The sequence below is a fragment of the Olivibacter sp. XZL3 genome (assembly GCF_004368405.1).
In the GTDB taxonomy this organism is placed as follows: Bacteria; Bacteroidota; Bacteroidia; order Sphingobacteriales; family Sphingobacteriaceae; genus Olivibacter.
The window spans coordinates 103,682-129,098 of sequence record NZ_SBJH01000042.1; the positions used below are offsets into that span (position 1 = coordinate 103,682).

Consider the following 25,417-nt stretch of genomic DNA (forward strand, 5'->3'; position numbering starts at 1 on the left):
CATTATCTACCAAAGAAAAAGTCTTTTTTATCTACTCGATTCGGATCTTCTAAAGGATACTCTTTTCGCATAGGAAACACCTCCATCTCATCAACATTCAGAATTCTGCGTAGATCGGGATGGCCCTCGAATATAACCCCAAAGAAATCGTACGTTTCACGCTCCATCCAATTCGCCCCATTCCATAAGGAGGTTGCGGATGGAATCTCCGGTTTCGCTCCGTCCAAAAACACTTTGATCCGGATTCGTATATTGTTTACCAGACTATGCAGGTGGTAGACAACCGCTATACTGAGTGCTTGTGCCGGATAATGAACCGCGGTAATATCCGTTAAGTAAATAAACTGCAATTCCTTATCGTCCTTTAAAAAAGCAAGTATCGATAAGATCCTCTCTTTTGAAACCTGTATGCTCAGTAAGCCGAAGGGTTCCTCTACGCTACTTATATCGCTCCCGAATGCTTTCTGTAAGTGACCTATAAGTGTTTGGTTGTCTAGCTTAGCCATTTTTATGTATTCCGTAACTTTCTAATAAGGCTTTGTACTCATCGCTTTCCCGTCGCCGAATGGATTCGTTTTTAACAATTTCCTGTAAGCGCATCACGCCATCCAGGATTGCTTCGGGCCTAGGGGGGCATCCAGGGACGTATACGTCTACCGGGATCACTTCATCGATGCCCTGCAACACGGAGTAGGAATCAAAAATTCCTCCGCTAGAGGCACAAGCGCCAACGGCAATTACCCAACGAGGCTCGGCCATTTGGATATAAACCTGTTTAAGTACCGGTCCCATTTTTTTTGCTATGGTTCCCATGACTAATAACATGTCGGATTGACGAGGTGAAAAACTAGGGCGTTCGGCACCGAAACGAGCAAGGTCGTAAGTTGCACCCATTGTAGCCATGAATTCTATTCCACAGCAGGAAGTGGCAAAGGGTAAAGGCCATAGAGAGTTTGCGCGGGCAAGCCCAACAGCTTTATCGAGCGTAGTGGCGAAAAAACCTGACCCTGTTACTCCCGGAGGAGGGGGGGCTAATTTTATATCACTCATAATTCAAGGTATTAAATGCCAACTGGTCATGGCATATCATCATAAAATGCCACTGCTTTAAAAGCAGGTATGCTCAAATTTAATAATTTAATAGGTTAGATATGAAAAATACGGGTATTTAGAATGGTTCTAATGAATAGCCCGGTTTAGTCCCACTCTAGCGCCCGCTTCTTGATCACATAAATAAAGCCCAACAGTAGCAGCCCCATAAATATAAACATTTCAATAAGCCCTTCCATACCGAGGGATCGGAAATTAACCGCCCAAGGATACATAAAAATGACCTCGACATCGAAAATAACGAAGAGTATAGCTACCATGAAATATTTAATCGAGACGGGCTGACGGGCATTTCCAATCACCTCGATCCCCGACTCAAAGGAGCTTAGTTTATTTTCTGTTCGGAGTTTAGGCCCGATGAGGTGTGTACCGATAATGGTGGTAACGCCAAAACCGACGGCAACTAACATTTGCAGCAGGATGGGCAAGTAATCGACGGGAGTACTGTTTGTAGCGGCTTCCATAATCTAGTTTAGTTAGTGTCTGTTAATAATACAAACATAAATTTTACTTCTTATATTATCAACTTATCTATCAACATTTTCCGATTAAAAAAAAGCGCCTGCTATTGCTAACAGGCGCTTACCAAAATAAAATTTTATTAAGATTATTTTTGTTGAGCAGATGTGCCAGTATTGGCAGCTGGCTTCAATTGCTCTAAGGTTTGTCTAGCGTATTCATCTTCCGGGTTTACCGCCAATGATTTTTCCAATAGTTCCCGAGCCCCTTGGTAATCTTCTTTATTCACCAAATCAGCAGCGACTACATCATACGCTTCGGAAAGATTTCTTTTCACACTCGCTGTTTGCGCCTCCGCTCCTTTCGCCTCGACCACCTCTATATATTTTTTAAAGGCTTCGACCCCGAGCCCCTGAGGATTTTCCGGATCATCCAATAATCGCTCAGAACGAGCCTTAAATAGATACGCTTCTGCCATTGTAGAATCAACTTCATTCATTTTAGAAAATGCTTCAACTGCATCCTCAAGAATTGCCTTTGAAGGATTTTGCTTTGCTTGATAAGCCATGGCATAATTGAAGTATTGTGCATATCCCCAATAAAATAAATCGTAGTTGTATGTTTCCGATTTCGGAGCTTGTGCTGCCGCTTTGAATAAAGCACCAGCCAAAGCGAAGTTTTTAGCCTTGAAGGCTTCTCTAGCCTCCTTTTCGCTTAAATCCTTAGCCAGTTGCCAGGTAGTGTCCATTTGGACCCCTTTAGTTAAATTAGCAATACCTTGTGTCAATAACGTAGTATCGGCAGCCTCCGTAGTATCGCTTGCAACCCTGATTTCAGATAAACCTAAGAAATAGTAATCTTGTGGGATAACACGATTTTCCTCTACTTTGGAAAGGAAGTCTGTCAATGCTTTCTGGCTGGAAGTATAATTGCCATTTTCGTAAGAAGCATAACCTAAATAACGCAGGATACGCGGATTAACCTGATCTAATTTAGCCATTTCGTTGGCTTGTTCCTCCAAGTTCTTATAGTCGCGCGCCTTGATCATAAAGTCAGCATAACGCATACGTGAATCTAAGGAGTAGTCAGTCAAATCCATGTACTGTTTGTAAGCTTTTAACGCTTCTTGTACGCGGCTGTCATAATCCTCTGATTTAGTAGCGAACTGTGCATAAGCATTATAAGTTTCCGCTAATTCTCTATAAGCAGGCGCATAATCTGGGTGCTCTTGAATAATTGTATTTAAATCCTGAATTGCTTCCGGAAACGCACGCGCTTGTTTAGAGATAACGGTCATCTGTACACGAGCCCGTGTAAAGGTATTATCCAAGTCGTAAGCATCACGATAGTTTGTATACGCATTACTAGCGTCACCCATGCCGAAATAAGCATCGCCCAAAGAAGAAGGGATCAATGCATCTTTTTGGTTCGCTTCTTTTGCCTTTTCTAAGTAAGGTAAGGCCTTTTTATAGTCTGGGTTTTCCAAGTTAGGATTCATATAAGCACGGCCTACGTATAAGTTTTCCAGGTAGTCCTTCTTTTTTGCCTTCTCGGTAGCCTCTGTAAATAACTTTTCTGCTTCTGCTGTATTTCCTTGTACAAGCGCTACAGCGCCCAAACCTACTTTATTCAAATTATCTTTAGGATCTGCTTCAAGCCCTTGTTGGAAAAAAGTTTTTGCTGAATCCGGATAATCGGTCACCAAATAAACGTCTCCTAAATAAAAGTAGTTTTCTGCATCTTTCGGCTTACTCTGAACCAAATTCTTTAAAATAGTCTTAGCCTTCGCATATTGCTCTGCATCGATTGCTACTTGTGCATCTTTCAGACTTTGTGCATAAGAAGCCCCCGAAGCTATGAAAGCAATCGCAAGACCTACACTTGCTGCTCTTCTTATCATTTTCATTGTTCTTTTGATTTATTTAAAGTCTAATATACTAATTTCTTACTATAATTTCACGAGGTGGGATACTATCGGGCAATAGGCCGGATTTTAAAATAAGTCTTTGTCCGCGCTCCCCATGCAGGAAAGACGAAAAGCCCATACCAACGGCTTCTTTCCCTTGCACATTAATGCTATACAAAGACCTCGTGAAAGGATACAAATTTAAAGCCAAATTCGATTGTGTAGGCTTATAATACCCATCGTCACCTGGCTTTCCCTTCTGATTTTTAACGCCAAGCACCTTGATGTTTTCTACATAGGACACAAGCGCCGACTGCGGCTGCATAATCCAATTGATTCCTAAAATACCTATACTCTGTGGATTTTCATTCACATATTTTAGTATTTCCCCATTGCCTTTAAGCGCATAGACGCCACGATCAGGTAACTTATCCACACCAGCTAACTTTCTAAAGTAGGTAACAGTGCTTGAGTTTGCATTATCAAATACCACGGCCTTCACTTTCGCCACCGGCTGTCCCTTCATAATTTGAATGATTTCATCCACACTTATTGTGGAATCCGGGTTACTTTTATTAGTGATAACGGCAATGGCATCGGTAGCAAAACGTACGGTTCTGGGATATATTGTCTTCGATTTAAAAAATTCCGTCTCTTTCTCTGTTAATTCTCGGGTCGTTATCGCTAACTGAGCCGAATCTCTTAATAGGGCACTAAAGACCTCGTTCTCCGGTTTAGCCATCATCGTCAGTTCCGCATTCGTATAACTACTTTCAAACACGTCTATTTGATCTTCAATGATGGGTGCTACGGTTTCGTCCACCAACACCTTGGCGCGCCCCGTAAGAATGCCTTGAGTATCTTTGGTTGGTGCATTATTGCAGGCACCAAGGAATACCGTCCAAGTTGACGCACATACAATATAAACAATGACACGAATATTTTTCATGGTTAGGCAGTAATTAGTAACACGCTACATTAACACAGGTTCTTGGCATGAAATTTCCTTATCTTCTCCTTTCGATTGTCTGGTTTTGCCATAATCTTGCAAATCGCAAAAATGAATAGACAATCAGCAGCAGACCAAATAGAATCCGATAGGTTTTATCTAGGCTCAGCGGAAAATCTTTCCAGAAGATGATAATCAGTCCAAGCACGAAATAGAACCCGAACATGCAAAGTCCTAAAATGGACAGAAATCGCTTTGCGGGCGATTTCTGTCTACCATTACGTTTATCTGTACGTTCAAGCATGAATTACATTCCTTGAAGGTTCAATTTAATAGGCAGTGAGTAAGATACACGTACCGGACGTCCGTTTTGGATACCAGGCTTCCATTTCGGCGACGACTTTAACAATCGCATTGCCTCTTCTCCTGTACCATATTTAAGGTCACGCAACACCTTGATATCGGTTAAGGAACCATCTCTTTCCACCACGAAAGACACGTGGATAGACCCACTTACACCCTGCTCCTTCGCCATTTGCGGATATCTATAATTCGCACCAACCCATTTGTAGAAGGCCTGTAAACCTCCGGGGAAAGATGGCTGTACTTCTACCGCGTTAAAGTCCATGATTCCAGAACCTTCTTCTGTCACTTGCGCATCTTTCGGTCCTTCACCCACTGGCATATCGATACGGATATCTGCAGTAGGATCGCCGGCGATTGTTTTTGGCCCAGGATCCGCCTTTTTCAATTCTTCGACTGTAGGCGGCTCTTCATCACGTACCTGTTCAGCCGGCACTACCTTTGGTGGAGGCATTCTGACCTGGTCTACACGCGGTGGCGGTGGCTCAACCGGTGGCGGCGGCGGCGGCGCCTCTTCGTTTACTGGCGGTGGTTCAGAAAGAACCACTTCCGTTTCAATTATTTCTTCTGGGGCTTCTTCTTGTTCGCCCCGAATCGCCTTGATGATCATGGGTGATGTTACCAAACCCACAAACAATAGAACCCCAATCAGGAGCGCTCGCGAAGTGTACTTCGGCGATATGACTCGCAAGTCATAAGCCCCATACGCTTTATTGCGTCCTGCGAAGACTACATCAAGCCATTGCGGTTTAAATATATCTAATTTAGACATGCTGATTTCTTTTTAAGGGATTCCCCTTTGTTAATAAATTCCCTCACGTTTAAGCAATTCAATCTCTGGATTACTAATGTCACCAATCATATATTGTTTGGCGTTAACGATTTTCATCTCATCCAGGATATCTACTAAGTTACGGTAGTTTGAATTGTCGCTTGGTCTGATAATAACAATGAGCGGTTTTCCCGTTGCTGCCTGCACCTCTTTCATTTTTTTCAGCAGGACAGGTCTGATTCCACTTTTGCCGTAATCTACTATTGTTGGACCATCTAAGGGCTTTTCTAGTTGCCCCATATAGTATTCGATTTTATTGTTTGCGCCCAACAAGATGGTCATTGATCTATTATCAGCGACTTCCAGATTATCATCTTTGTTTTCCTTATCCTTATCTGGCATAGCCACATCCATTGCATGGGGCTTAGCCAAACTGGTAGTCAACATGAAGAAGGTAATCAGAAGGAAAGCCAAGTCAACCATGGCCGTCAAATCCACTCGAGGAGACTGTTTACCACCGGTATTTAATTCTGCCATCTCTTCTTAAATTTTTATGAATTATTTTTAGTTTCCGTAATCTTCTGTTCTAAGATTAGTAACCAAACTAAACTTATTGATTTTTTGCCCTTGAAGAATATCTATTACTTTTTTAATAGCCGGATATTGTTCTTTGGCATCTCCTTTGATTGCTACCCGCATTTCCGCATTATTAATTTCTTTTGTTGCGTAACGAGCAGCGATAATCCATTCGTGCAGCTCAGATGGACTGTTTCCTACTGAATCTGACGGAATTCCGGGTTGGAGACCTGGTTTACCCCTTTCGTTATTGTCCATTGCAATCACTTGCTTCAGGTTTTTAAAAGGGACGCCGAACCCTTCCATCAAAGAAAATCTTTCCTTTTCTTTTTGAGAGAATCCAACACTGTACTTCTCCGACATTCTCTCCAACATACGCACTCTTACATTCGGACCAGCAACGCCAAAAAACACTTTGCCATCTCCTCCTACGGTAATTGTACCCAAGTTTGCATCCGGAACCTTGATCTGTACCGTTGATGCGGGGGTATCCACCGGCAGCGGCTCTGGCTGACGAGCAGTCGCGGTAAGAATAAAGAACGTGAGCAGTAAGAATGACACGTCACACATCGCCGTCATATCAATGGTAGTGCTCGCTCTTTTTACTTTAATCTTTGGCATCTCTTTACGTTTATAAGTAAATAAAAAAATTAGTTTCTAATATAGTGATGCAAATTCCACAGCGTTTCCATAAATACTATGGAATTTTTATCACTTTTTTTATTTATGCTTAGATGCGTAAGTCTGAACGATTGAGAAGCCGGCCTCATCAATAGAATAAGTCAATTTATCTATTTTAGAAGTAAATACGTTGTACATTACAATCGCGATAGTGGACGTAAAGATACCAGTAGCTGTATTGATAAGCGCCTCAGAGATACCGTTTGCTAACTGAGCCTGATCTGGAGCACCACCAGTTGCCAATGCCGCGAAGGCTTTGATCATCCCTGTTACTGTTCCTAATAGACCTGTCAATGTACCGATAGATACCAATGTAGCAATCACGGTTAAGTTCTTCTCCAACATAGGCATTTCTAAGGCAGTCGCTTCTTCGATTTCCTTTTGAATTGCCAACACAGAGTGCTCAGTATCTAAGGTAGCGTCTACAGAAGCCTCTTTATACTTATAAAGGCCCGATTTGATTACATTGGCTACAGAACCTTGTTGTTTATCACATTCTGCGATGGCAGCATCAATATTTCCTGCGGAAAGGAATCCTTGCACTTTTGAAACGAATGCATCTACATTTCCTTTTCCAGATGCTCTGCTAATTACAAAAAAGCGCTCAAATGAGAAGACGATAACCATTAAAAGCAAGCCTAGTAGGACCGGCACAACAAATCCTGCCTTGTAAACCATGCCAAAATAATTACCCGGTAGTGGGTGGCCGTTTTCTGGATCTCCGCCTTCGAAGTTGCCTGGATCACCCATTACGAATTTCCACACACATGCTCCGATGATAAAACAAATGATAATTGCCAAACTTGCAAATACGTTAGAACCTTTTGAGCTGCTCTCTTTTTTAGCTGGGGTTGGTTTTGGTGCGTTTGCCATTTTCTTGATTTTTTAGTTTTTAGTTTTTATGGATTAATTTTAATTGTACATAACACTTTGCCGTTCTTTATTCGTCAAAAAGGCAAAAGCAAATTTATAATTTTAGATTTAAAAACAAATTTATGCAATATTAACTTTTAAATACCTCTTCTTCCAACGTGCAACAGCGGCATCAACGCCAAAAAAAGAGCTCTATTGTGTCACTGTCCCCGTTTTCGAAGACAATATTTTACAATAAAAACCATTTTTTTTTGTAATTGCAAATAAATGACACAAAAAAAACGTCGATTCCAGCATCTATTCCTTAATATTGTGAACCCGAATGTGTCATTTTCACACCTTTCCAGATCCTGTTAATATATTCTCTTCCAACAGCCTAAACTAAGTGTAAAAAGAACACTATGTTTACTGCTTTTTTTCGCTTGGTCTCAAAATAAACTTTTAAATAGCGTTTAAGCGTTTTCAGATGAAATTGTAAACGTTGACAAATGGCTTAATATTGTGTAGGCGAGAGAAAATTCTTCAAAGAACAACGAGGTATACCTTTATCCTCCTATCTGCTTTACTTTATATCCTTGGGCACTTAAGATCTCGGCAATTTTCTTTCTGAAATCGCCCTGTACCATCACTTGTCCTTCCTTAACAGCTCCACCTACGCCGCACCGTTGTTTCAACAATTTCCCTAAAGCCAACAGATCTTCCTCCCGTCCAACAAAACCTGAAACGAGGGTTACCGCCTTTCCCGCCCTTTGCTTTTTGTCGAGCTGCACCCGTAATTGTTGTTTACCGGGCGGCAGGGTTTCTTCCCCAAACGGTTCTTCTTCCTGATAGCTATAATCTTGATCCGTTGAATAGACAATACCGTCAAACTGCTTCCTTTTTTGCTTTGCCATTACACCAAGTTTAAAACATTATACTAACATACCACATTTAAAGAAGACGGCAAAACTTCAATTGACAATTTTTTGTCGAGCGTCAGCGGCTCTCCGTCTAAATGCACGGGTCCGCTTTTTGGCCTTTCGATTATAATGTGTTTGCCCTTAATGATTTCTACATACTCGGACTGATGGGCGGTGCGACTAAATAAGTGGTAAATCATCAAGGGAAATTGAATCATAGGAAATTGCTTTATGATGCAGACATCCAGCAGTCCATCGTCAACCGACGCTCCCGGTGCGATATAGGCATTGTTTCCATATTGCGGCGAATTGGCGATACTGATCATAAAAGCTTCGCGCTGCAATTCCTTTCCATCGATATGAATCGTATAATACTCCGCTTTATACTTACTGATCTCGTTTAGCACGATCCGCAAGTAGCCCACGGGGCCACGTGTCATGTTTTCAGCGAATCGATCACTGATAAGCGCGTCGAAGCCCATGCCCGCCACATTAAAAAAAGCTTTTCCGTTCACTAAGCCGCTATCGATGGTAATGATATCACCTTTATTTATTTTGGCTATGGCTTGTGAAACGTCTGTAGAAATACCGAGATATCGCGCCAAGCCATTTCCTGATCCTTCCGGTACGATTGCCAAGGGAATGGGCGTATTCAACAGTTCTTTTGCAATTTCATTAATGGTACCGTCGCCCCCAACCGCTACCACCAAATCAACATGTTCCTGTATGGCCTGCTTGGTCAATTCAGATGCATGATTTGCTCGCTCGGTTACCTTAAAACTGGCGTCAAACAAATCCAGGTTTAAGTGCCTCTTTGCCAACATTTCAAAGCCTTTCTTGCTTTTGCCCCCTGAGATTGGATTGATTAAAAACTGAATACGCTTTTTTGCCATTTAACCGTCATAGCTAGTCTTCCACAAATGTAAGAAAATACTTCTCCTATTGTTCCTTTTATATTATCAAAATGAATTGTACTTTTGCACGGTAAAATGTGGAATGATTTGCGTGCCAACTACGTGGCGGGATTGCAACCACAGTAAAAAAAAGTGCTAATGATTGCCTTTCTAATTACGCTTCATTTTTGCTTATCAAACATTTTACAGACAGATAAAATATAGGTAGAACTCTTTTGAAAAAAATACTTTTATGCCATACTTATTCACTTCTGAATCTGTTTCAGAAGGACATCCTGATAAAATAGCGGATCAAATTTCTGATGCACTTATTGACAATTTTTTAGCGTGGGATCCTGACTCCCGTGTTGCAATTGAAACCCTAGTAACTACCGGACAGGTTGTATTAGCGGGAGAGGTTAAATCGAACACCTATTTGGATGTTCAGAAAATTACGCGATCGGTTATTGAAAAAATCGGCTATACCAAGTCGGCTTATATGTTCGAAGCGAATTCCTGCGGTATTTTGTCGGCCATCCATGAACAATCCTCGGATATCAACCAGGGTGTGGACCGCAAAGAAAAGCAAGACCAAGGGGCCGGCGACCAAGGGATTATGTTTGGGTATGCAAATAAAGAAACAGAAAATCTCATGCCCCTGGCACTCGATCTTTCTCATAAATTGCTGATGGAACTGGCGGCTCTTAGAAGAGAAAACAGGGACATCACCTATTTACGTCCGGATGCCAAAGCGCAGGTTACGATTGCTTATAATGACGATCACACGCCTTTGCGTGTTGACACCATTGTTGTTTCCACACAACACGACGATTTTGCGGAGGAGGAAGCTATGTTAGCAAAAATCAAGCATGATATCATTCATATTTTGATTCCACGGGTAAAGGCTCAGCTGACACCCGCGCTTCAGGGGCTCTTTGATGAAGAGATCACTTATCATATTAACCCGACTGGCAAATTTGTTATCGGAGGTCCACATGGAGACACCGGCTTAACGGGCAGAAAAATTATTGTAGACACCTACGGTGGTAAAGGCGGCCATGGCGGTGGCGCGTTTTCCGGAAAAGACCCTTCGAAAGTAGACCGCTCTGCCGCTTATGCTGCCCGACATATTGCGAAAAACCTAGTCGCTGCCGGTGTGGCGGATGAAATACTTGTTCAGCTATCTTACGCCATTGGGGTAAAACATCCTATGGGGATTTACGTAAATACTTACGGGAAAAGCAACGTTGCTTTATCCGACGGACAAATTGCAGAGAAAATCAGTGCACTTTTTGACCTTACGCCATATGGCATTGAAACGCGGTTAAAATTAAGGAACCCTATTTATTCAGAAACAGCCGCCTATGGTCATATGGGCAGGCAGCCGGTTACCGCGACGAAAACTTTCGAGAACTCTACGGGCGAAACAAAAACGGTAGAAGTTGAACTTTTTACTTGGGAAAAGCTTGATCATATCGAAGCGGTAAAGGACGCTTTTGGAATTTAAGATTCTCTCCTGTTTTTTCACGGGGCTGTTTTCCTATATTGTCTTCGACAGGGATAGGAAGACAGCCTCTTTTTATTCTGTACCTTTATAAAAATATCTTATTTTTGATGGCGTAGCTACGCAGCCTACAGGGACTGCAATGGTAAAAAAGCCTTTAGTAAATGAACAAATTTTTCGGATATCTCTTAACGCCTTTACATTACCTTTATTTTGGCCTTATCCTCGTCGTCTTTCATCCCATACAGTGGTTATGTCTTAAGTTAGGCGGATACCAACCCCATAAGAAGTCGGTAGACATCCTGAATTGGTTTCTTACAAGCAGTTATTATCTATTGGGCAACAGCGTTCGCTTTGTCAACAACCAACGGCTACCGGACAACCGATCTATCATTTTTGTCGCCAACCACCAAAGCATGTACGACATCCCGCCTTTGATCTATCACTTAAGGAAGCATCATGCAAAATTTATTTCAAAAATTGAATTGGCCAGTGGTATTCCGAGCATTTCTTTTAATCTTAAGCACGGTGGGGCGGCGAATATTGACAGGAGTGATCCCAAGCAATCTCTTGGAGAGATATTAAAGTTGGCAAAGAACATGAAAGACAAGAACTGGTCGACCGTGATTTTTCCCGAAGGAACGCGCTCTAAAACCGGCGTAATGAAACCCTTTGCGGTTGGAGGCATTGCGACTATCTTAAAAAAGGTACCGAATGCCTTAGTAGTGCCTATTGCAATTAACAATTCTTGGAAGATGGTACAGTATGGCCCCTTTCCACTTCGCGCATTTACAGCCATGTCCTGGGAAGTGCTGGAACCGATTAATCCAGAGGGGCATACAGCGGAAGAACTTGTAAAAGCGGCAGAAGAAGCCATCCGGAGCAAGGTAGCATTACCGAACGCTATTTAACCTTCCTTCCCTTCCAATAGTATTTGCCGGTATTGCCTGCTATTCCTATATAAATAATATAAAAGATGTGGATAAGACTAAGCAAAGGCAAATTCAGCAGTAAGCTCCGTCGAGATGCAAATTTCACCATGGGTATCAAGAACAAAAGCTCTACCATTATCTTAACGAATAGCGCGCCTAAAAAACAGTAAAAAAGCGTTGGAATGAAAGCCCCGAGCACCACATTTAATAAAATAATCAGATTAAACGCCCAGATTGTTATCCCTAAAGCCACTACCTTTTTGTCTTTATATTTTGTGCTTTTCGATGCCCAACGCTTACGTTGCCTTATAAACGCTTTTAGGTTCTCCTTGGCTTCGGTATAAACCACTGCGTCAACGGATTTACAGAAACCTATGTCTGACGGATATTTCTGAGCAACCTTATGCAGGAACAGTTCATCGTCTCCACTGGCTAAATCGTCAATACCGTTAAATCCACCTAATTCGTAAAACACATCTCGCCGATAAGCGAGGTTAGCGCCGTTGCATGTCGACGGTTTGCGCAAGCCAATAGAGGCGGCGCCTAAACCTATCAGGTACAAAAACTCCAATGTCTGCAGTTTTTCGAAATAACTTTTTTCTTGATGATAAAGTACGGGAGACGAGATTAACTTATAGCTCCCCTCTTCATAGAGCGACACAATGGCCTTCAACCAATTGGGCCCCATCACACAGTCGGCATCCGTCGCCACCATGAGTTCGCCTTTAGCATCAGCTATCGCTTCACTTATCGCCTTCTTCTTATAGGAATTCAACTTTTCATGCTCGTTCAATTCGATCAATCTCACTCCTTGGTCCGCATATGACGCAATAATTTCGGCGGTTCTATCGGTAGAATGATCGTTCACAATAATCACTTCCAGCAACTCTTTCGGAAAATGCTGCTTCAATATGGCATCGATTGTTTTTGCGATATTCTCTTCTTCATTGCGCGCTGCAATCAACACACTTACAAAGGTTTTAAAGACGGTTGAATCCTTCGTTACACAATTTGGTATTCGCTTCCACCCTTTTAACAGGGTAAGCACAACATATCCATAATACAAGCACAGTATAGCGGTAACTCCGCTAAGAATTTGAATTGCCAAAGAAATTAATTTTAAACACAAATACCGACCCTATGATGGCCGGAACAATCAGATTAATAAACCAAATGGACGCAGCGGATGCCATAACGGCCAACTCCTGCGTTGTTATAAAGGCGAAAAGATAGCCAGCTGTTACGCTTCGTACTCCTATATCCAGCAAATCTAACGAAGGCATTGCAGATTGAATAAAAAACAATAAAAAAATCATTAGAATCATCGGCAATGTGGGTATAGAAGGTATAAGAATATGCATAATCAGCACGTATTGCGATGTAAAAACGATATATCTCAGCAAGGATACCGTAAAAATATATCTTAGTTCCTGCATGCTATATCGCTCTAAGAGCGAGAAAAAGCGATGAACTTTCGCCAGCCACTTTAAGCGTCGAATAAAGCGATTAAGCAACTTAATTCTAAAGTACAACACCAACATTAGTACAATAAAGGCGATTGCTGCAGCACAGAGGAGTACATACAGCCAAAACGGGGGACGTTTATAACTTCCAATAAACCAAAGCAGGGCCGTTGCTCCCATGATATTGGTGATAACTAACTGTGCAAATGCTCCGACGGCCATCGCCAATACGCCAAATAGGCGCTTACGCGGCTTTAAGAACAACACCCGTCCGCCGTATTCGCCAATCCTGTTTGGCGTAAAAATCGCCCAACTTAATCCACAAAAAACGGATTCAAACGCGCGGACGAAAGAAAGTTTCTGTATAGGCCGACAGAGGTATTGCCATTTGACGCATTCGAGTGACCAATTTACCATCATTAACATGACGAGCGAAAAGATGGTAACAAACAGCACCTCTTTGTTTAACTGTTTTACTAACGAATTGAATTCGTACAAATTATGGTTATCGCTCAGCTTCTTATATACAAACCATATGGTTAATAAGAGTACGGCTATCTTCGTGCTTATGCTGATTATTTTTCTCCCCTTAACGCTCAATGGTATTTTTGTTTTTGCAATGTTAAGAAAACTTAAATAAAATTGTAACATGCCAAGGCCGAAAGAACGTTCTCAACGCTTTTTATGATAATAAAATCGTAATATTGTGCCATGTTGCAACGCGATTTAAAGGAGCGCATTATCTTGGGAATCGATCCCGGCACCAAGGTTATGGGATATGGCTTGATCAAAGAGAAGGGAAAACAACTTACACTCATTAGCCTAGGAATCGTTAAATTGGCCCATCTGGACAATCATGCGCTGAAGTTGCAACGCATATTCGAAAAGACTGCAGCCTTAATCGATCAATATCATCCGGATTGCATGGCTTTAGAAGATCCCTTTTATGGCAAAAACATCCAAGTGATCCTAAAATTAGGAAGAGCGCAAGGGGTGGCCATGGCTGCGGCCTTAGCCAAAAGCGTTGAAATCGCAGAATATGCACCCAGAAAGATTAAGCAATCAGTTACAGGAAATGGAAGCGCATCAAAAGAACAGGTGGCTTCTATGCTAAAGAGTTTACTAAACTTCAACGAAAGCCCACAATTCCTTGATGCGACAGATGGTTTAGCGGTAGCGGTATGCCATGCCTTTCAGGGAAGCAGCGCGGGTAGCAATAAAAAGAACTATACCGGCTGGGAGGCCTTTATAAAAGACAATACACATCGCCTGAAATAAGTACCCGGTTGCACGCCGTGTTCAATATCAGGACTTGCTGGTTAATTTGGCAAGTTCTTCTCTGATTCGTTCGGCATGTATATTCAGTTGTTCGCTGCTAAGGCTGAGCTTTTCCTTTGAGAAATTAATATCGCCAACGTGATTGATCGGTACCAAGTGAATATGCGCATGCGGAACCTCTAAACCCACCACTGCCACGCCCACCTTTTCACAAGGAAAAACGACCTTGATCGCGGATGCGACAATCTTAGCGAACATCCAAATCCCCATGTATTCATCGTCGTCCAGATCAAAGATATAATCTGTTTCTTTTTTTGGAATAACAAGCACGTGCCCTTCCGCTAAAGGCTGGATGTCCAAGAACGCTAAAAAGTCATTTGATTCAGCTACTTTATATGAAGGAATTTCGCCTGATACGATTTTTGAAAATATAGAAGACATAGTAAGTAAAAATTCAAAAGTAAAAAAACTTATCTCTGTTGGAATGGCCTGCCTCCCGAAGGAATGGTAAAACCACCAGACCAAAGGTAATTTATTTTTAGTGCTATGTGGCGGTTATGGCAGCAACCGCACATAACCGCTAACAGCTTATCTCGAAATTTCTAATATTTCCAGTTCAATTTTCCCTGCGGGCACTTCTATTTCGGCCTTATCCCCAACCGATTTACCTAATAGACCTTGCGCGATGGGTGATTTTACGGAGATCTTTCCAGACTTAAGGTCTGCTTCCGTTTCTGAGACTAATTGGTAAGTCATAACCGCTCCATTTTTTGTATTCTTGAGTTTCACAATAGATAAGGCCAGTACTTTGGTTACATCCAATTTAGATTCATCAATTAATCTGGCATTCGCCAAAACCTCTTCAAGTTTGGCTATTTTAGCTTCATGAAGGCCTTGCGCTTCTTTGGCCGCGTCGTACTCTGCATTTTCGGATAAGTCTCCTTTATCCCTTGCTTCTGCAATAGCCTTCGCTATGGCCGCCCTTCCTTCCGTCTTCAGATATTGAAGTTCCTCTTTCAGCTTTTCCAATCCTTCTTTGCTATAATATGTTACGTCTGCCATAAAAAAATAATATATTAAGGTTCCATTATAAAAAATAAGCAAGACCACGCCTAATTACCAAGCGTGGTCTTGCTGAATTACCAACGAAGTTAACTCAATTTTCTTAAAAAAACAAATTCAACTGCCTCTTGATCTGCTTCCCGCCTACGTTCTTTCTGCCACAAATTTATAGCCCATTCCCCTTACCGTTTGCAGATGGTAAGGCTTGTCTGGATTAATTTCGATCTTTTTTCTTAATCGTACAATATGCATATCTAATGTGCGTGTGTTGACATTAGAGCTATACCCCCATACTACCTGCATGAGTTCATCTCTGCTGATAACCCGATTAACGTTCTGCAAAAAATAAAGCAAGATCCGATTTTCAAGAATCGTCAATTCTATCTTCTTACCGTCCCTAATTAAAGAATGCGTATTGGGATGATGCTCGGTATTGCCGAAATAGAGGGTGTCATTTGTATTGTTGACAAAAAATTTCACTTTATTCTCAATCATGGCCACCAAGACGTCCATATTGAAAGGTTTGGTTATATAATCCGAAACACCAAAGCTATACGCGTCAATTTTATCTATATCTTGCGACTTTGCCGTCATCATAATAATCAGGTTGTTAAAGCCTGCTTTACGCAGATTAGTGCATACTTCAGATCCCTGCTTTCCAGGTAACATCCAGTCCAATAATACGATATCGGGCTTTTCGCTCAATATCAATGCCTCCGCCTCCTTCCCGTTCGAAGCTTGTATTACGTGATAATGTTCTGATTCCAGGCGATGAACAACCAAAAAACGGAGATTTTCATCATCTTCGATGACAGCAATTTTAGTGTTTTTTTGCATAGTCTTACTTCTGTGCCGTTTGTCTAATTAATGTGCATATGGCAGTGTTACTATAAACGTTGACCCCTTCCCTACCGTGCTCTTCACTTGTATATCTCCCTCCATAAAGTTCAACAACTCTTTACAAAACGCCAAGCCTAAACCGACACTGCCTTGTTGGTTATACTGACTTTTTACTCGATAAAATTTCTTAAAGATGTTTATAAGCTCACTTTTAGGAATTCCTATCCCCTTATCAACAAACTTAAACATTATTTGCTTTTTTTGCCTAAAAATTGTGATTTTTAACGATTTACTTCCCTCTTCGGAATACTTATAAGCATTGTCTATTAGGTTTTGAAACACACTTCCTAACAACACAGGATCTGTGTACAGGGTAGACACCTCTTTGAGCTCATACTGCAAGTCAAAATCCGGAAATTTGAGCTGGTATGTACTGATGAGTTTCCTGCAAAATTCGTCGAGATTTACCTTCTCGTAGGCTAGCTTAATAGACTTGTTTTCAATTTGGGTAAATGACAGCAAGGTATTCAATAAGTTGTTTAGCTTATCGGCTTCTTCATCTAATATTTTACCGTATAACTGCCGGGTGTCATCCTTAAGTTCCTTTGCGCTTCGAATATTATTTCCGGCTATTTTAATAACGCTTACAGGGGTTTTAAACTCGTGGGTCAGGTTGTTCACGAAGTCATATTGCAGTTTAAACATTTTATTGTTAAAACTGATATTTCTGTAGATCAGGTAGCCAATTATAAACAGCACAAGGTACCCCATCGAAATCATGAGTGCTAAAGGCATAAAACGTCTATTGGCTTCATTTGTTAAAAAATTTCTGTTCGCGCTGAAGTATATCTTATAAGATGCAAGCGCCCCTGGCAATGGGCTCTCGGCAGTTAACAAATCAGGGTCGGTATCAAGCGAAGTATAAAACAAAGGCTTTATCTCTATTTTCTCATAAAGTTCGGGATGATTGTTCTGTAATTTCAGCGCCTGTGGATCGATATAGTAGCTCAATATATCTTGTTCATAAACAGAATTGTTGTCTACAGATCCTTCGACGAACTGCTTATAGGCTTTAATATCCTCCTTGCGAGGAATATTCATATAGGTGATCTTCTCAGGAATGACGGCATAGAAAAACTTATTTATTTCGTCGTTATTAACGCTCCGCGAGGTATCAGCAATATCAATAAAGCCACTAAGCCTGGCGGCCATGCTATTGAAATCATCTGCTATACGGATATCCATTTTGGTGCCTGAACCGGCTTTATAGATAATATGACTCTTCGGACAGTCCCTATTAAACTGATAGACGACGCGAGGGCTTATGGCAAGCCCTCCAGCTGTATTACTCACATAGGCATCAAAAAACAAGATCCGCTTTACAAAGTCATATTTCCTTAGTATTGAATCCGCATAAATAAGGGCGGAATTTGAATCGAGATAGCCTTGATAAAAGGATACTTCCGGTATTTTATTGAAGAAAAGGTCGTTATAAGATTCGATATTTTTGTCTAAAACATCTATTTTTTTACCTACAAATTCATTTTCTACGATTTTTCGCGCATATTTTTTCGCAAAGCCCAATGCTGTGATAAACAATAGCGAGGCCAATACTGCAAAAATGATAATGAGCCAGTAATTTTTTCTATAGTGGTTATGATGTGGCATATTATACCCGATAAGCCTATTTTAATTCCCGCCGAGATTGGCCGCGAAAAAAGCCTCTAGTTGTTGATAAAACGCCAAACGCGCCTGCTCATCTTTAAAGAAATGTCCTTCTTTCTCTTTTAAAAAATAAGTTATATTAATATTCTTTCCTTTAAGATCTCTTACCATCTGATTCGTTTCATTTACATTACCCCGTTCATCTTTGCCACCCTGTGCGATAAAAATAGGCCCTTTGATTTTATCGGTGTGAAAAACAGGAGAAACGGCCCGGAAGTAGTCTGCTTGCTTCTCTGGATTGCCAATTATCTCATAATACATTTGCAAATATGGCTTATAGTAAGGTGGTATTTCCTTTAGGTAAGTAAACAAATTTGTAATTCCCGAATAGGATGCGGCACATTTATACAGATCCTGATGGAAACAGGCGCCATATAGTGCACAGAAACCACCGAAGCTATATCCATAAATGCCAATTCTTTTAGGGTCTGCGATTTTTTTATCGATCAGGTATCTTACGCCATCAGCAATATCTTCTTGTATTTTACCTCCCCATTCGCCGAAGCCTGCGGACCAGAACGCTTTTCCATATCCGGTTGACCCGCGGTAATTCGGCTGGAAGACTGCGTAGCCGCGGTTTGCTAAAAATTGGACCTCGCTGTTATATTCCCACACATTTCTTGCAGAAGGCCCGTTATGCGGAATGACAATGAGCGGCAAACCTTGCTTTCTCAGTCGATTCGGCAAGGTCAAATAGCCACTAATGGGCATCCCATCCCGTGCATTGTAGCGGATAGAATCCATTTTGCACAATTTCCGACCATTAAGTGCCGGATTGACATCAGCCAATTTCGTTAAGCGGTCGTCGTTAATACTATATAAGTAGACAGCTCCGGGGTCATCGTCTGCGTAAGTACGGATAATGAATCTCGTCTCCGCTTCATTCTTATCGACGACACGCATCCAATAACCATTTAGTCGGCGTCGCAGATCCTCGTGCACATCCTTTATTCTCTTGTTAAAATAATACTTCTCGGGCTTCCATGTGTCGTATTCGGCATAAGCCAAGCCTTTTGCCACCGAAGAAAAACGAATGTCTTCTATATCACTTTCGGGATGCATATAAACAGTTTTGATCTCTTCGCCTTTGTCGAGATCAATAATTACCAAAGCGAGTTTGTCCCTATCAATATTCGACAAAGCGTATATATGGTTAGTCCGTCCTTCCAAAAACCGCAAAGGCTTAACCGTTGTCTTAAAATTATTCTCAAAAACGCGTCTGAAGGCATGCTCTTCGTCTTCACGATAAAGCAACGTTTCGTTTACACCATCACTGGCAATGGCCAACCGCACTTTTCCATCAGGATCGGCAACCCAATTGCTGATATTACCCGGATTTCGGGCGACAATTTTTAGGTGACAGTTATGGAGATTTAGGCGATAAACGTCGAATACAGAGGAGTCTCTTTTGTTTAGGGAGATCAACAACTCGTCGTTATTTACTTGTTGGCTCACCCAGCGGAAACGCATCGGTTCGGGCGTTATCAAATTACGGACTGAAAGCGAGGTTCTGTTAACTGCATAAATACTTAAATTATCATCCTTCGATCGCTCTTTCCAAAAAACAAGTTCATCATCATCAGCCCAAAAGTAATTAGCGATATTTTTATCTGTTTCGGTTGTAATACGCTTCGGTTCAGCGTTATCCCAAGTAGTTAGATAAAGGTTTTGGGTTCCGTTGTAAGATTGTAAAAAGGCGATATAGTTTCCACTGGGAGAAATTTGAAAATTACTTTTCGGCGATTTCATAAAAAAACTCTCTATCGGAATTTCTTCTCTTCTGGCAAAATCATTGCAAGCGCAAAAACTTAAAAGAAAAAACACTAAAACGATCGGAGTAAGAATCCTCATGTATGCCCGTCTCTTTATTATACCCAATTTGAGTTGTTTGTTCCCGGCGACCTACCAGGTGTGTACATTTTGTACGGTTAAGTTAACAAAAGAAGCTTTTTTTTTCAAAACTTGCGCGTAACATTTAAAGTACACTTCCTTCAATCCCTTCTCTCGCTAAAAAGCGGAGTTGATATATTCTTATAAGCGCAGAAATTCAACGGCAACTCTAGGAAAGGCACCTTCTGTTTCAAAGCATTCTGAGCAGAAAATGATATCCGAACTCGAGTTAATACACGAGGATTACTATCTTAGCCGAATGATTTTATTTAATATTACGCACATTATTTCTGACCAAAAAGCCGCAGCGTATACCGAATGGCTTAAGGCCGAATATATTCCTTTGGTGAAGGAGCAGTCGCCATTTCGTGAAATAAGACTACTGAAGATTGTCGACTCTCCGAATGAAGGGCAGTCCTTAAGCCTGCAATTGTTCACAAATAACCAGGATGATATACTAAAATTCAAAGAATCCCTGTTTAATATTTTACAGAAGAAGATGCAGGAAGACTTTTACGGACACCTTTTTCTGTTCGATACTGTTATGGAATATATCGATTAAGGTAAACAAACACGATTAGGTTACACACTATATTTATATGAATTTTATAAAGACACCGATAGAAGGGCTGATGATTATTGAACCAAAGATTTGGAAAGACAACAGGGGAGCCTTTTTTGAAACTTATAATGAGCAATTATTTAAGGATAATGGCATCGATGAGCAATTCGTTCAAGACAATCAGTCAATATCCTGTAAAGGAGCCCTCCGCGGGCTGCATGCCCAAGCCGGCCCCCATGCGCAGGGAAAGCTTGTCCGTGTTATCAAGGGAAGCGTTATTGACATTGCGGTAGACATCCGAAAAAAGTCGCCAACATTCGGCCAAAGCTTCCACATAGAGCTCAGTGAAGCCAATGCAAAAATGGTTTGGATTCCGGTTGGCTTTTTACATGGCTTTGTTTCACTGGAAGAGGATACAATCTTCTGTTACAAAGTGACGGGGAAATACGATAAGGAAAATGAAATCGGCGTTCGTTATAACGACCCGGCCTTCAATATCCAATGGCCATTACCTCAAGATGAATTGGTATTGTCTGAAAAAGACTTGCAGTTACCTCTGCTTGCCGATATTGACAACCCTTTTTAAGTAGTAATTATAACCGGCGAGAAGCGGTCGGCTGTGCATTTTGTCAAGACAAATATTGTCAACCGCTTCTTTACTTTATTAAGTCGTAAAGTTCATCTAATTTGGGTGACAGGACGATCTCTATTCTTCTATTCGCGCTCCTAGCTTCTGTGGTGCTGCTTGTGTCTACCGGCGTAAACTCGCCCTTTCCCGTTGCAATCAATCTTCTGGGATCAATACCTTCCTCTTCTGTCAAATACCTTACGACAGAGGTTGACCGCAAAACACTCAGATCCCAGTTGTCTTTTATCTGACCTAAACGTCTTACTTTTTGATCATCGGTATGACCTTCAACGGCTATGTTAATTTCAGGCTGCGTATCTAAAACTTTGGCCAACTCGGCAAGCGCTTGTTTTCCGTGTTGATCAATCACAATGCTACCTGAAGGAAACAGCAACTTATCTGCAAGTAACACATACACTTTCCCTTCCCGCATTTCTACTGTTAATCCGCTTTCGCGAAAGCCGAGTAATGCGCGTTGTAATTTATCTTTCAATAGGTTACCCGCTTCTTCACGTTTACGTAGCACGTCTTCGACTTCTTTTAAACGTTCTTCGCGTTCTGCTAAGTTGGCCGCCAATTTTTTAACCTCGCCCGAACTCGAACTCAAGCTTTTTTCCAAGGAAGCCAATTTCCTTCCTAAAGAGGCCGTATCAGCTTGTAGTTTAGCAAGCTCATCTTCCAAATTATCAATCTTTATCTGAGCTGCTCTCCAGCCCTGATTCAAGGAATCCTGTACATTCAGCATAGATTGATAAGCCTTAGGAGACATCACTTTACACCCGCTAAACAGCATACCCGCGAAGATAAATAAGCTAAAACCTTTATTAAGAAATGACATACTATGTAAATAAGTGATAAATCTAGCGCTCATCGTCAAACTGATATTTCGGATTGTACTTAATCTTGGGTGTGAGAAAATACAACAGAATTAACCGTGAATACCGGTAATTAAAAGGTGCCAAAAGTAATATAGCGAACAGCAACACAACCGAATAGAACCAAGGAGACTCACTTTTGCTGAGCATATAGCTGGTCAATCCAATCGTGATGATTTCCAGAACAGCCATGGCATAACTCACATACATCGCTGCATAGAAATAGCCAGGTTCTATTTCAAACTCTAAACCACAATACGGGCAGATATCGTTTGTTCGTTGCTTCCTAAAACCATATGTCCCACCAACGAACATCTTTCCGGTTCTGCATTGCGGACATCGGGCTTCCACCAAGGCACGAATCTTACTTCTACCGGCCATGCCTTTAAAACCTTAGTTGAGATTGGCAGGATCATGCTTAAAGCCTACTTCGCCCTGCTTTCTCCGATACTTTTTATACCAAAGATAGCCTACTGCTCCAATCGCCAAATAGGGCATCGCTAATAAAAATAAAATGCCTTTATTTAATCCTTTACCTTGGCTATTTCCGTCTTTGACAGACTGTTCGGCATTCAATGTGCACATCGCGCACTGACTATACGCCGGATTCGTATTGACCGTCGAGACAGTCAACACGAACATCAGTCCGATTATCATGAGCATCTTCTTCATCTCTAAATAATATTAATCCACCCTTTGACCCCCATCTGTTAGGTAGCCACTAGGTTACTATACAGGCTACTTGCCATTGTAAAGAACAAATTTAGCTATTAAAAATTGCTTTACCTACAAAAACAGCCTGGATCTATCTTCAACTAGTTGTAGTACGGCGCCATCATCAAATATACGATTACGCCTGTAGTAGTTACGTATAGCCAGATGGGATAGCTCCACCGCACTAGCCTGCGATGTTTTTCAACCTGCATTTTCATACCCCGGTAAAAACTGAACAGCACCAAAGGAAGTACGATTGCAGATAATACAATATGGGTTATCAGTATGAAGAAATAGATTGGGCGAATGATCCCTTGTCCGCCAAACTTAGTTTCATTTCCAGTAGAATGATAAATAATATATAACACTAAAAACAGGGAAGAAAGTATAAAGGTTATTATATTTAATCGCTTATGCATCCCTATATTACCCTTTCTTATGTAAAGAAAAGAGACGATTAACAAAATGGTACAAGTAGCATTTATAACGGCATTCATCATAGGCAAGTAGAAAACCCATTCGGGTACGACTCGCCATGCAATCAGTCCACTTTGCAACAGCGCCACCACTACAAAAACGAAAACAGAAACACCCCAAACCAATCGAAAAATAGCCTTATCGCTCATTATTGTCTTATACTTATATTTCTAAACTCTTCTGTTAATAACAACTTTATCTCATCAATAAGCTTATCCATATCCGCTTTGATCAAGGCATCGTAATACCCGCGTATTCTACGTTTAGAATCCAATAGTACAATAGCGGAACTATGTGTAACGGGGAGCCCCGTCTTCGGATCATAGACCACATCCAGCATAAACTTCTGTTGTGCTAAGGAGCTAATTTCCGCCTGGTTATTGCCTCTTAATAGGTACCACTGCTTATATACGCCCCATTTTCGCCTGTAATCCTTTAGTTGATTCGCTGTATCTCTTACCGGATCAATATCGATGGAATACAGCTTCACCATTGCATTCTTCTGAAAGCGCTCCGCTATTCTTTGCATAGCGCCATTAATCGGTTCGGCCAGCGATTCGTTTTCCAAAAAAAAGAAACTGACAACCGCTATACTGCTATCAGGCCCGAAAACGAGCTGCTTCCCTTCACTGTCCGACATGGTGAATTCACCCGCCGTGTGGTAGAGCGTATCGGGAATCTGCTTTCCGCGTTTGCTGTGAAACGTCCCTGTTAACTTCTTTTCACCGTAAAAGGGAAGCGATTTATACCGATTCTCGCCCTTCTCCTGAAGCAGATAATAACAAAATCCTGGCAAGGCCAATATGGTTACCAGGATTGCAATTTTCTTTATTGAAAAAGAACTTGTTTGCTCTTTCATTCTACATATATACCACTCAATCTATCCTATCGAAAGACGCCAAAAAAGCGTTAACCAAAGACATGGTTCAGATGTATGCCTAGATAGCTTCCTTCAGTTAATAGCAGAATGATGAAATAAATAATAAAGACGAACACAATCAGTGTCGAAACAATAAAGCCCATCTTTTCAAACTTCAAGTGCATAAAATACGCCACAATGTAGTAGGCTTTTACGAGTGTAAGCACTATATATATGAAATTAACTAACGGTCCTTTTTCAAGAGGCCCGTGATAAACCAAAGCCAATGCAATAAAGAACTCTAAACAAGTGATCGCTAATAAGTAGAAGAAGACCTTCCAGATTAGCTTTTTAGACATATCGGCATGATGCTCCTCATGCGCGTGTTCAATATGTGAATTATGTTCGCTCATTTGTATATCGTCAAAGATAAAAATTAAACCAAATAGAAAAAGGTGAATACGAATACCCAAACCAAGTCAACGAAGTGCCAATATAGCCCAACTTTCTCAATCATTAAGTACGTGCCTCTTTTCTCGAACACGTTTGCCATGGTCATGAAAAGAATGATAATGTTAATGATTACTCCTGTGGTAACGTGGAATCCGTGAAAGCCGGTAATCGTAAAAAACAGATTGGCAAATTGTTGTGCTCCAAGTTTATCGATCCCTTCGTAATGTGTTGGTATGGTTCCCCACCAATATCCTTCATGATGTAAGTGAGACCACTCTAAAGCCTGACAGCCCAAAAACATCAAACCGCCAATAATGGTAGCAACCATCCATCCCACCACCTCTTTTTTCGAATTGCGGTGCCCTGCTTCAACTGCCAATACCATTGTAACGGAACTCATGATAAGTATAAAGGTCATGATGCCTACAAACACCAAAGGGTAACCGTGATCAGCAATTCCGGGAATGGACTGAAAAACATCATCTGGATTAGGCCATGTTACTTGGGCAAAACGCTGTGCACCATAATAAATCAAAAAGGCGGAGAATGTAAAGGCATCTGACACTAGAAAAAACCACATCATAATTTTGCCATACTCCATGGCAAAAGGAGATCTACCACCATTCCATGGTCCAGATTTCACTTGATCTAATTGCGATACAGTAGTACTCATT

At 41.3% G+C, this 25,417-nt stretch carries 31 protein-coding genes; 5 read left to right on the forward strand and 26 right to left on the reverse strand.

Features of this window, described 5'->3' with window-relative positions; genetic code table 11:
* Positions 1–2: 2 nt before the first annotated feature.
* From EPX21_RS09785 to EPX21_RS09840, 12 genes are all read right to left on the reverse strand, one after another.
* A complete protein-coding gene (locus EPX21_RS09785) occupies positions 3–506 on the reverse strand; it encodes an NADH-quinone oxidoreductase subunit C (protein WP_134089517.1) in 504 nt (167 codons plus the stop codon).
* Positions 499–1,050: an NADH-quinone oxidoreductase subunit B gene (locus EPX21_RS09790; RefSeq protein WP_134089518.1), complete on the reverse strand. Its 552-nt coding sequence runs from the start codon at positions 1,048–1,050 to the stop codon at positions 499–501. Before EPX21_RS09790 ends, EPX21_RS09785 begins: the two co-directional genes overlap by 8 nt.
* A 146-nt stretch (positions 1,051–1,196) precedes the next feature.
* On the reverse strand, positions 1,197–1,574 hold the full coding sequence (locus tag EPX21_RS09795; protein ID WP_134089519.1) for an NADH-quinone oxidoreductase subunit A: 378 nt from the start codon (positions 1,572–1,574) through the stop codon (positions 1,197–1,199).
* A gap of 143 nt (positions 1,575–1,717) precedes the next feature.
* Positions 1,718–3,469 carry a tetratricopeptide repeat protein gene (locus EPX21_RS09800; protein ID WP_166670723.1) on the reverse strand — a complete coding sequence of 584 codons (1,752 nt, stop codon included), beginning with the start codon at positions 3,467–3,469 and terminating at the stop codon, positions 1,718–1,720.
* 37 nt (positions 3,470–3,506) lie between these two features.
* Positions 3,507–4,424, reverse strand: coding sequence for a PstS family phosphate ABC transporter substrate-binding protein (locus EPX21_RS09805; RefSeq protein ID WP_134089521.1), 918 nt, complete (start codon positions 4,422–4,424; stop codon positions 3,507–3,509).
* Between the two features lie 58 nt (positions 4,425–4,482).
* The gene (locus tag EPX21_RS09810) at positions 4,483–4,728 is read right to left on the reverse strand and encodes a hypothetical protein (RefSeq protein WP_134089522.1); all 246 of its coding nucleotides are present in this window, start codon (positions 4,726–4,728) and stop codon (positions 4,483–4,485) included.
* A gap of 3 nt (positions 4,729–4,731) precedes the next feature.
* Positions 4,732–5,559 carry an energy transducer TonB gene (locus EPX21_RS09815; protein WP_134089523.1) on the reverse strand — a complete coding sequence of 276 codons (828 nt, stop codon included), beginning with the start codon at positions 5,557–5,559 and terminating at the stop codon, positions 4,732–4,734.
* A gap of 30 nt (positions 5,560–5,589) precedes the next feature.
* The gene (locus EPX21_RS09820) at positions 5,590–6,096 is read right to left on the reverse strand and encodes a biopolymer transporter ExbD (protein WP_134089524.1); all 507 of its coding nucleotides are present in this window, start codon (positions 6,094–6,096) and stop codon (positions 5,590–5,592) included.
* A 27-nt stretch (positions 6,097–6,123) separates the two neighbouring features.
* Positions 6,124–6,756, reverse strand: coding sequence for a biopolymer transporter ExbD (locus EPX21_RS09825; RefSeq protein ID WP_134089525.1), 633 nt, complete (start codon positions 6,754–6,756; stop codon positions 6,124–6,126).
* A gap of 99 nt (positions 6,757–6,855) precedes the next feature.
* A complete protein-coding gene (locus EPX21_RS09830; RefSeq protein WP_134089526.1) occupies positions 6,856–7,689 on the reverse strand; it encodes a MotA/TolQ/ExbB proton channel family protein in 834 nt (277 codons plus the stop codon).
* 545 nt (positions 7,690–8,234) lie between these two features.
* Positions 8,235–8,582, reverse strand: coding sequence for a translation initiation factor (locus EPX21_RS09835; RefSeq protein WP_134089527.1), 348 nt, complete (start codon positions 8,580–8,582; stop codon positions 8,235–8,237).
* Positions 8,583–8,605: 23 nt separating this feature from the next.
* Positions 8,606–9,481, reverse strand: coding sequence for a diacylglycerol kinase family protein (locus tag EPX21_RS09840; protein WP_134089528.1), 876 nt, complete (start codon positions 9,479–9,481; stop codon positions 8,606–8,608).
* Positions 9,482–9,734: 253 nt separating this feature from the next.
* Between EPX21_RS09840 and metK the strand changes: the two genes are divergently transcribed.
* Positions 9,735–10,988, forward strand: a complete 1,254-nt coding sequence (gene metK / locus EPX21_RS09845) for a methionine adenosyltransferase (RefSeq protein WP_134089529.1) — start codon at positions 9,735–9,737, stop codon at positions 10,986–10,988.
* A 161-nt stretch (positions 10,989–11,149) separates the two neighbouring features.
* Complete coding sequence (locus EPX21_RS09850; RefSeq protein ID WP_134089530.1) at positions 11,150–11,896, forward strand: 1-acyl-sn-glycerol-3-phosphate acyltransferase; 747 nt, start codon at positions 11,150–11,152, stop codon at positions 11,894–11,896.
* Here EPX21_RS09850 and EPX21_RS09855 read toward each other — a convergent pair.
* Complete coding sequence (locus EPX21_RS09855) at positions 11,889–13,025, reverse strand: glycosyltransferase (protein WP_240768637.1); 1,137 nt, start codon at positions 13,023–13,025, stop codon at positions 11,889–11,891. The two genes, EPX21_RS09850 and EPX21_RS09855, sit on opposite strands and share 8 nt — an antisense overlap.
* Positions 13,006–14,031 carry a lysylphosphatidylglycerol synthase domain-containing protein gene (locus EPX21_RS09860; RefSeq protein WP_134089531.1) on the reverse strand — a complete coding sequence of 342 codons (1,026 nt, stop codon included), beginning with the start codon at positions 14,029–14,031 and terminating at the stop codon, positions 13,006–13,008. Before EPX21_RS09860 ends, EPX21_RS09855 begins: the two co-directional genes overlap by 20 nt.
* A gap of 60 nt (positions 14,032–14,091) precedes the next feature.
* On the opposite strand from EPX21_RS09860, the gene ruvC reads away from it, so the two are divergent.
* A complete protein-coding gene (ruvC, locus tag EPX21_RS09865; protein WP_134089532.1) occupies positions 14,092–14,658 on the forward strand; it encodes a crossover junction endodeoxyribonuclease RuvC in 567 nt (188 codons plus the stop codon).
* A gap of 27 nt (positions 14,659–14,685) precedes the next feature.
* Here the strand turns inward: ruvC and EPX21_RS09870 are convergent, their stop codons facing one another.
* The 5 genes from EPX21_RS09870 to EPX21_RS09890 form a co-directional block, all read right to left on the reverse strand.
* The gene (locus EPX21_RS09870) at positions 14,686–15,099 is read right to left on the reverse strand and encodes an HIT family protein (RefSeq protein WP_134089533.1); all 414 of its coding nucleotides are present in this window, start codon (positions 15,097–15,099) and stop codon (positions 14,686–14,688) included.
* A 147-nt stretch (positions 15,100–15,246) separates the two neighbouring features.
* Complete coding sequence (gene greA, locus EPX21_RS09875; RefSeq protein WP_134089534.1) at positions 15,247–15,720, reverse strand: transcription elongation factor GreA; 474 nt, start codon at positions 15,718–15,720, stop codon at positions 15,247–15,249.
* Between the two features lie 144 nt (positions 15,721–15,864).
* Positions 15,865–16,557 (reverse strand): response regulator transcription factor, encoded by a 693-nt coding sequence (locus EPX21_RS09880; RefSeq protein ID WP_134089535.1) that lies wholly within the window; start codon positions 16,555–16,557, stop codon positions 15,865–15,867.
* 27 nt (positions 16,558–16,584) lie between these two features.
* Positions 16,585–18,228 (reverse strand): sensor histidine kinase KdpD, encoded by a 1,644-nt coding sequence (locus EPX21_RS09885; protein WP_134089536.1) that lies wholly within the window; start codon positions 18,226–18,228, stop codon positions 16,585–16,587.
* A 21-nt stretch (positions 18,229–18,249) separates the two neighbouring features.
* The gene (locus EPX21_RS09890) at positions 18,250–20,034 is read right to left on the reverse strand and encodes a S9 family peptidase (protein WP_166670724.1); all 1,785 of its coding nucleotides are present in this window, start codon (positions 20,032–20,034) and stop codon (positions 18,250–18,252) included.
* 352 nt (positions 20,035–20,386) lie between these two features.
* Here EPX21_RS09890 and EPX21_RS09895 point away from each other — a divergent pair, with 352 nt between their 5' ends.
* Together EPX21_RS09895 and rfbC are read left to right on the forward strand one after the other, a co-directional pair.
* Positions 20,387–20,737, forward strand: coding sequence for a DUF4286 family protein (locus EPX21_RS09895; protein ID WP_134089538.1), 351 nt, complete (start codon positions 20,387–20,389; stop codon positions 20,735–20,737).
* 37 nt (positions 20,738–20,774) lie between these two features.
* Positions 20,775–21,323, forward strand: a complete 549-nt coding sequence (rfbC, locus tag EPX21_RS09900; RefSeq protein ID WP_134089539.1) for a dTDP-4-dehydrorhamnose 3,5-epimerase — start codon at positions 20,775–20,777, stop codon at positions 21,321–21,323.
* 70 nt (positions 21,324–21,393) lie between these two features.
* Here the strand turns inward: rfbC and EPX21_RS09905 are convergent, their stop codons facing one another.
* The 7 genes from EPX21_RS09905 to EPX21_RS09935 all read right to left on the reverse strand — a co-directional run bounded on the left by EPX21_RS09905 (position 21,394) and on the right by EPX21_RS09935 (position 25,416).
* Positions 21,394–22,236 carry an OmpA family protein gene (locus tag EPX21_RS09905; RefSeq protein WP_370450962.1) on the reverse strand — a complete coding sequence of 281 codons (843 nt, stop codon included), beginning with the start codon at positions 22,234–22,236 and terminating at the stop codon, positions 21,394–21,396.
* The gene (locus EPX21_RS09910) at positions 22,226–22,621 is read right to left on the reverse strand and encodes a DUF983 domain-containing protein (RefSeq protein ID WP_134089540.1); all 396 of its coding nucleotides are present in this window, start codon (positions 22,619–22,621) and stop codon (positions 22,226–22,228) included. Before EPX21_RS09910 ends, EPX21_RS09905 begins: the two co-directional genes overlap by 11 nt.
* Positions 22,622–22,633: 12 nt before the next feature.
* Positions 22,634–22,912 (reverse strand): hypothetical protein, encoded by a 279-nt coding sequence (locus EPX21_RS09915; RefSeq protein WP_134089541.1) that lies wholly within the window; start codon positions 22,910–22,912, stop codon positions 22,634–22,636.
* A gap of 143 nt (positions 22,913–23,055) precedes the next feature.
* Positions 23,056–23,580, reverse strand: a complete 525-nt coding sequence (locus tag EPX21_RS09920; protein ID WP_134089542.1) for a DUF420 domain-containing protein — start codon at positions 23,578–23,580, stop codon at positions 23,056–23,058.
* On the reverse strand, positions 23,580–24,290 hold the full coding sequence (locus tag EPX21_RS09925) for an SCO family protein (protein WP_134089543.1): 711 nt from the start codon (positions 24,288–24,290) through the stop codon (positions 23,580–23,582). The genes EPX21_RS09920 and EPX21_RS09925 overlap by 1 nt, the downstream gene beginning before the upstream one ends.
* A 50-nt stretch (positions 24,291–24,340) precedes the next feature.
* Positions 24,341–24,703 carry a cytochrome C oxidase subunit IV family protein gene (locus EPX21_RS09930; protein WP_134089544.1) on the reverse strand — a complete coding sequence of 121 codons (363 nt, stop codon included), beginning with the start codon at positions 24,701–24,703 and terminating at the stop codon, positions 24,341–24,343.
* Positions 24,704–24,726: 23 nt separating this feature from the next.
* Positions 24,727–25,416, reverse strand: coding sequence for a cytochrome c oxidase subunit 3 (locus EPX21_RS09935; protein WP_134089545.1), 690 nt, complete (start codon positions 25,414–25,416; stop codon positions 24,727–24,729).
* Position 25,417: the final 1 nt, after the last annotated feature.

Coding starts and splice junctions, on each gene's coding strand:
- EPX21_RS09825 (WP_134089525.1), bottom strand. CDS start 6,756: ATGCCAAAGATTAAAGTAAAAAGAGCGAGCACTACCATTGATATGACG.
- EPX21_RS09860 (WP_134089531.1), bottom strand. CDS start 14,031: ATGTTACAATTTTATTTAAGTTTTCTTAACATTGCAAAAACAAAAATA.
- EPX21_RS09885 (WP_134089536.1), bottom strand. CDS start 18,228: ATGCCACATCATAACCACTATAGAAAAAATTACTGGCTCATTATCATT.
- EPX21_RS09910 (WP_134089540.1), bottom strand. CDS start 22,621: ATGGCCGGTAGAAGTAAGATTCGTGCCTTGGTGGAAGCCCGATGTCCG.
- EPX21_RS09925 (WP_134089543.1), bottom strand. CDS start 24,290: ATGAAAGAGCAAACAAGTTCTTTTTCAATAAAGAAAATTGCAATCCTG.
- EPX21_RS09890 (WP_166670724.1), bottom strand. CDS start 20,034: ATGAAATCGCCGAAAAGTAATTTTCAAATTTCTCCCAGTGGAAACTAT.
- EPX21_RS09835 (WP_134089527.1), bottom strand. CDS start 8,582: ATGGCAAAGCAAAAAAGGAAGCAGTTTGACGGTATTGTCTATTCAACG.
- EPX21_RS09870 (WP_134089533.1), bottom strand. CDS start 15,099: ATGTCTTCTATATTTTCAAAAATCGTATCAGGCGAAATTCCTTCATAT.
- EPX21_RS09815 (WP_134089523.1), bottom strand. CDS start 5,559: ATGTCTAAATTAGATATATTTAAACCGCAATGGCTTGATGTAGTCTTC.
- EPX21_RS09935 (WP_134089545.1), bottom strand. CDS start 25,416: ATGAGTACTACTGTATCGCAATTAGATCAAGTGAAATCTGGACCATGG.
- EPX21_RS09785 (WP_134089517.1), bottom strand. CDS start 506: ATGGCTAAGCTAGACAACCAAACACTTATAGGTCACTTACAGAAAGCA.
- EPX21_RS09920 (WP_134089542.1), bottom strand. CDS start 23,580: ATGAGCGATAAGGCTATTTTTCGATTGGTTTGGGGTGTTTCTGTTTTC.
- EPX21_RS09930 (WP_134089544.1), bottom strand. CDS start 24,703: ATGAGCGAACATAATTCACATATTGAACACGCGCATGAGGAGCATCAT.
- EPX21_RS09915 (WP_134089541.1), bottom strand. CDS start 22,912: ATGAAGAAGATGCTCATGATAATCGGACTGATGTTCGTGTTGACTGTC.
- rfbC (WP_134089539.1), top strand. CDS start 20,775: ATGAATTTTATAAAGACACCGATAGAAGGGCTGATGATTATTGAACCA.
- EPX21_RS09880 (WP_134089535.1), bottom strand. CDS start 16,557: ATGCAAAAAAACACTAAAATTGCTGTCATCGAAGATGATGAAAATCTC.
- greA (WP_134089534.1), bottom strand. CDS start 15,720: ATGGCAGACGTAACATATTATAGCAAAGAAGGATTGGAAAAGCTGAAA.
- metK (WP_134089529.1), top strand. CDS start 9,735: ATGCCATACTTATTCACTTCTGAATCTGTTTCAGAAGGACATCCTGAT.
- EPX21_RS09830 (WP_134089526.1), bottom strand. CDS start 7,689: ATGGCAAACGCACCAAAACCAACCCCAGCTAAAAAAGAGAGCAGCTCA.
- ruvC (WP_134089532.1), top strand. CDS start 14,092: ATGTTGCAACGCGATTTAAAGGAGCGCATTATCTTGGGAATCGATCCC.
- EPX21_RS09820 (WP_134089524.1), bottom strand. CDS start 6,096: ATGGCAGAATTAAATACCGGTGGTAAACAGTCTCCTCGAGTGGATTTG.
- EPX21_RS09850 (WP_134089530.1), top strand. CDS start 11,150: ATGAACAAATTTTTCGGATATCTCTTAACGCCTTTACATTACCTTTAT.
- EPX21_RS09790 (WP_134089518.1), bottom strand. CDS start 1,050: ATGAGTGATATAAAATTAGCCCCCCCTCCTCCGGGAGTAACAGGGTCA.
- EPX21_RS09805 (WP_134089521.1), bottom strand. CDS start 4,424: ATGAAAAATATTCGTGTCATTGTTTATATTGTATGTGCGTCAACTTGG.
- EPX21_RS09895 (WP_134089538.1), top strand. CDS start 20,387: ATGATATCCGAACTCGAGTTAATACACGAGGATTACTATCTTAGCCGA.
- EPX21_RS09810 (WP_134089522.1), bottom strand. CDS start 4,728: ATGCTTGAACGTACAGATAAACGTAATGGTAGACAGAAATCGCCCGCA.
- EPX21_RS09800 (WP_166670723.1), bottom strand. CDS start 3,469: ATGATAAGAAGAGCAGCAAGTGTAGGTCTTGCGATTGCTTTCATAGCT.
- EPX21_RS09840 (WP_134089528.1), bottom strand. CDS start 9,481: ATGGCAAAAAAGCGTATTCAGTTTTTAATCAATCCAATCTCAGGGGGC.
- EPX21_RS09795 (WP_134089519.1), bottom strand. CDS start 1,574: ATGGAAGCCGCTACAAACAGTACTCCCGTCGATTACTTGCCCATCCTG.
- EPX21_RS09905 (WP_370450962.1), bottom strand. CDS start 22,236: ATGAGCGCTAGATTTATCACTTATTTACATAGTATGTCATTTCTTAAT.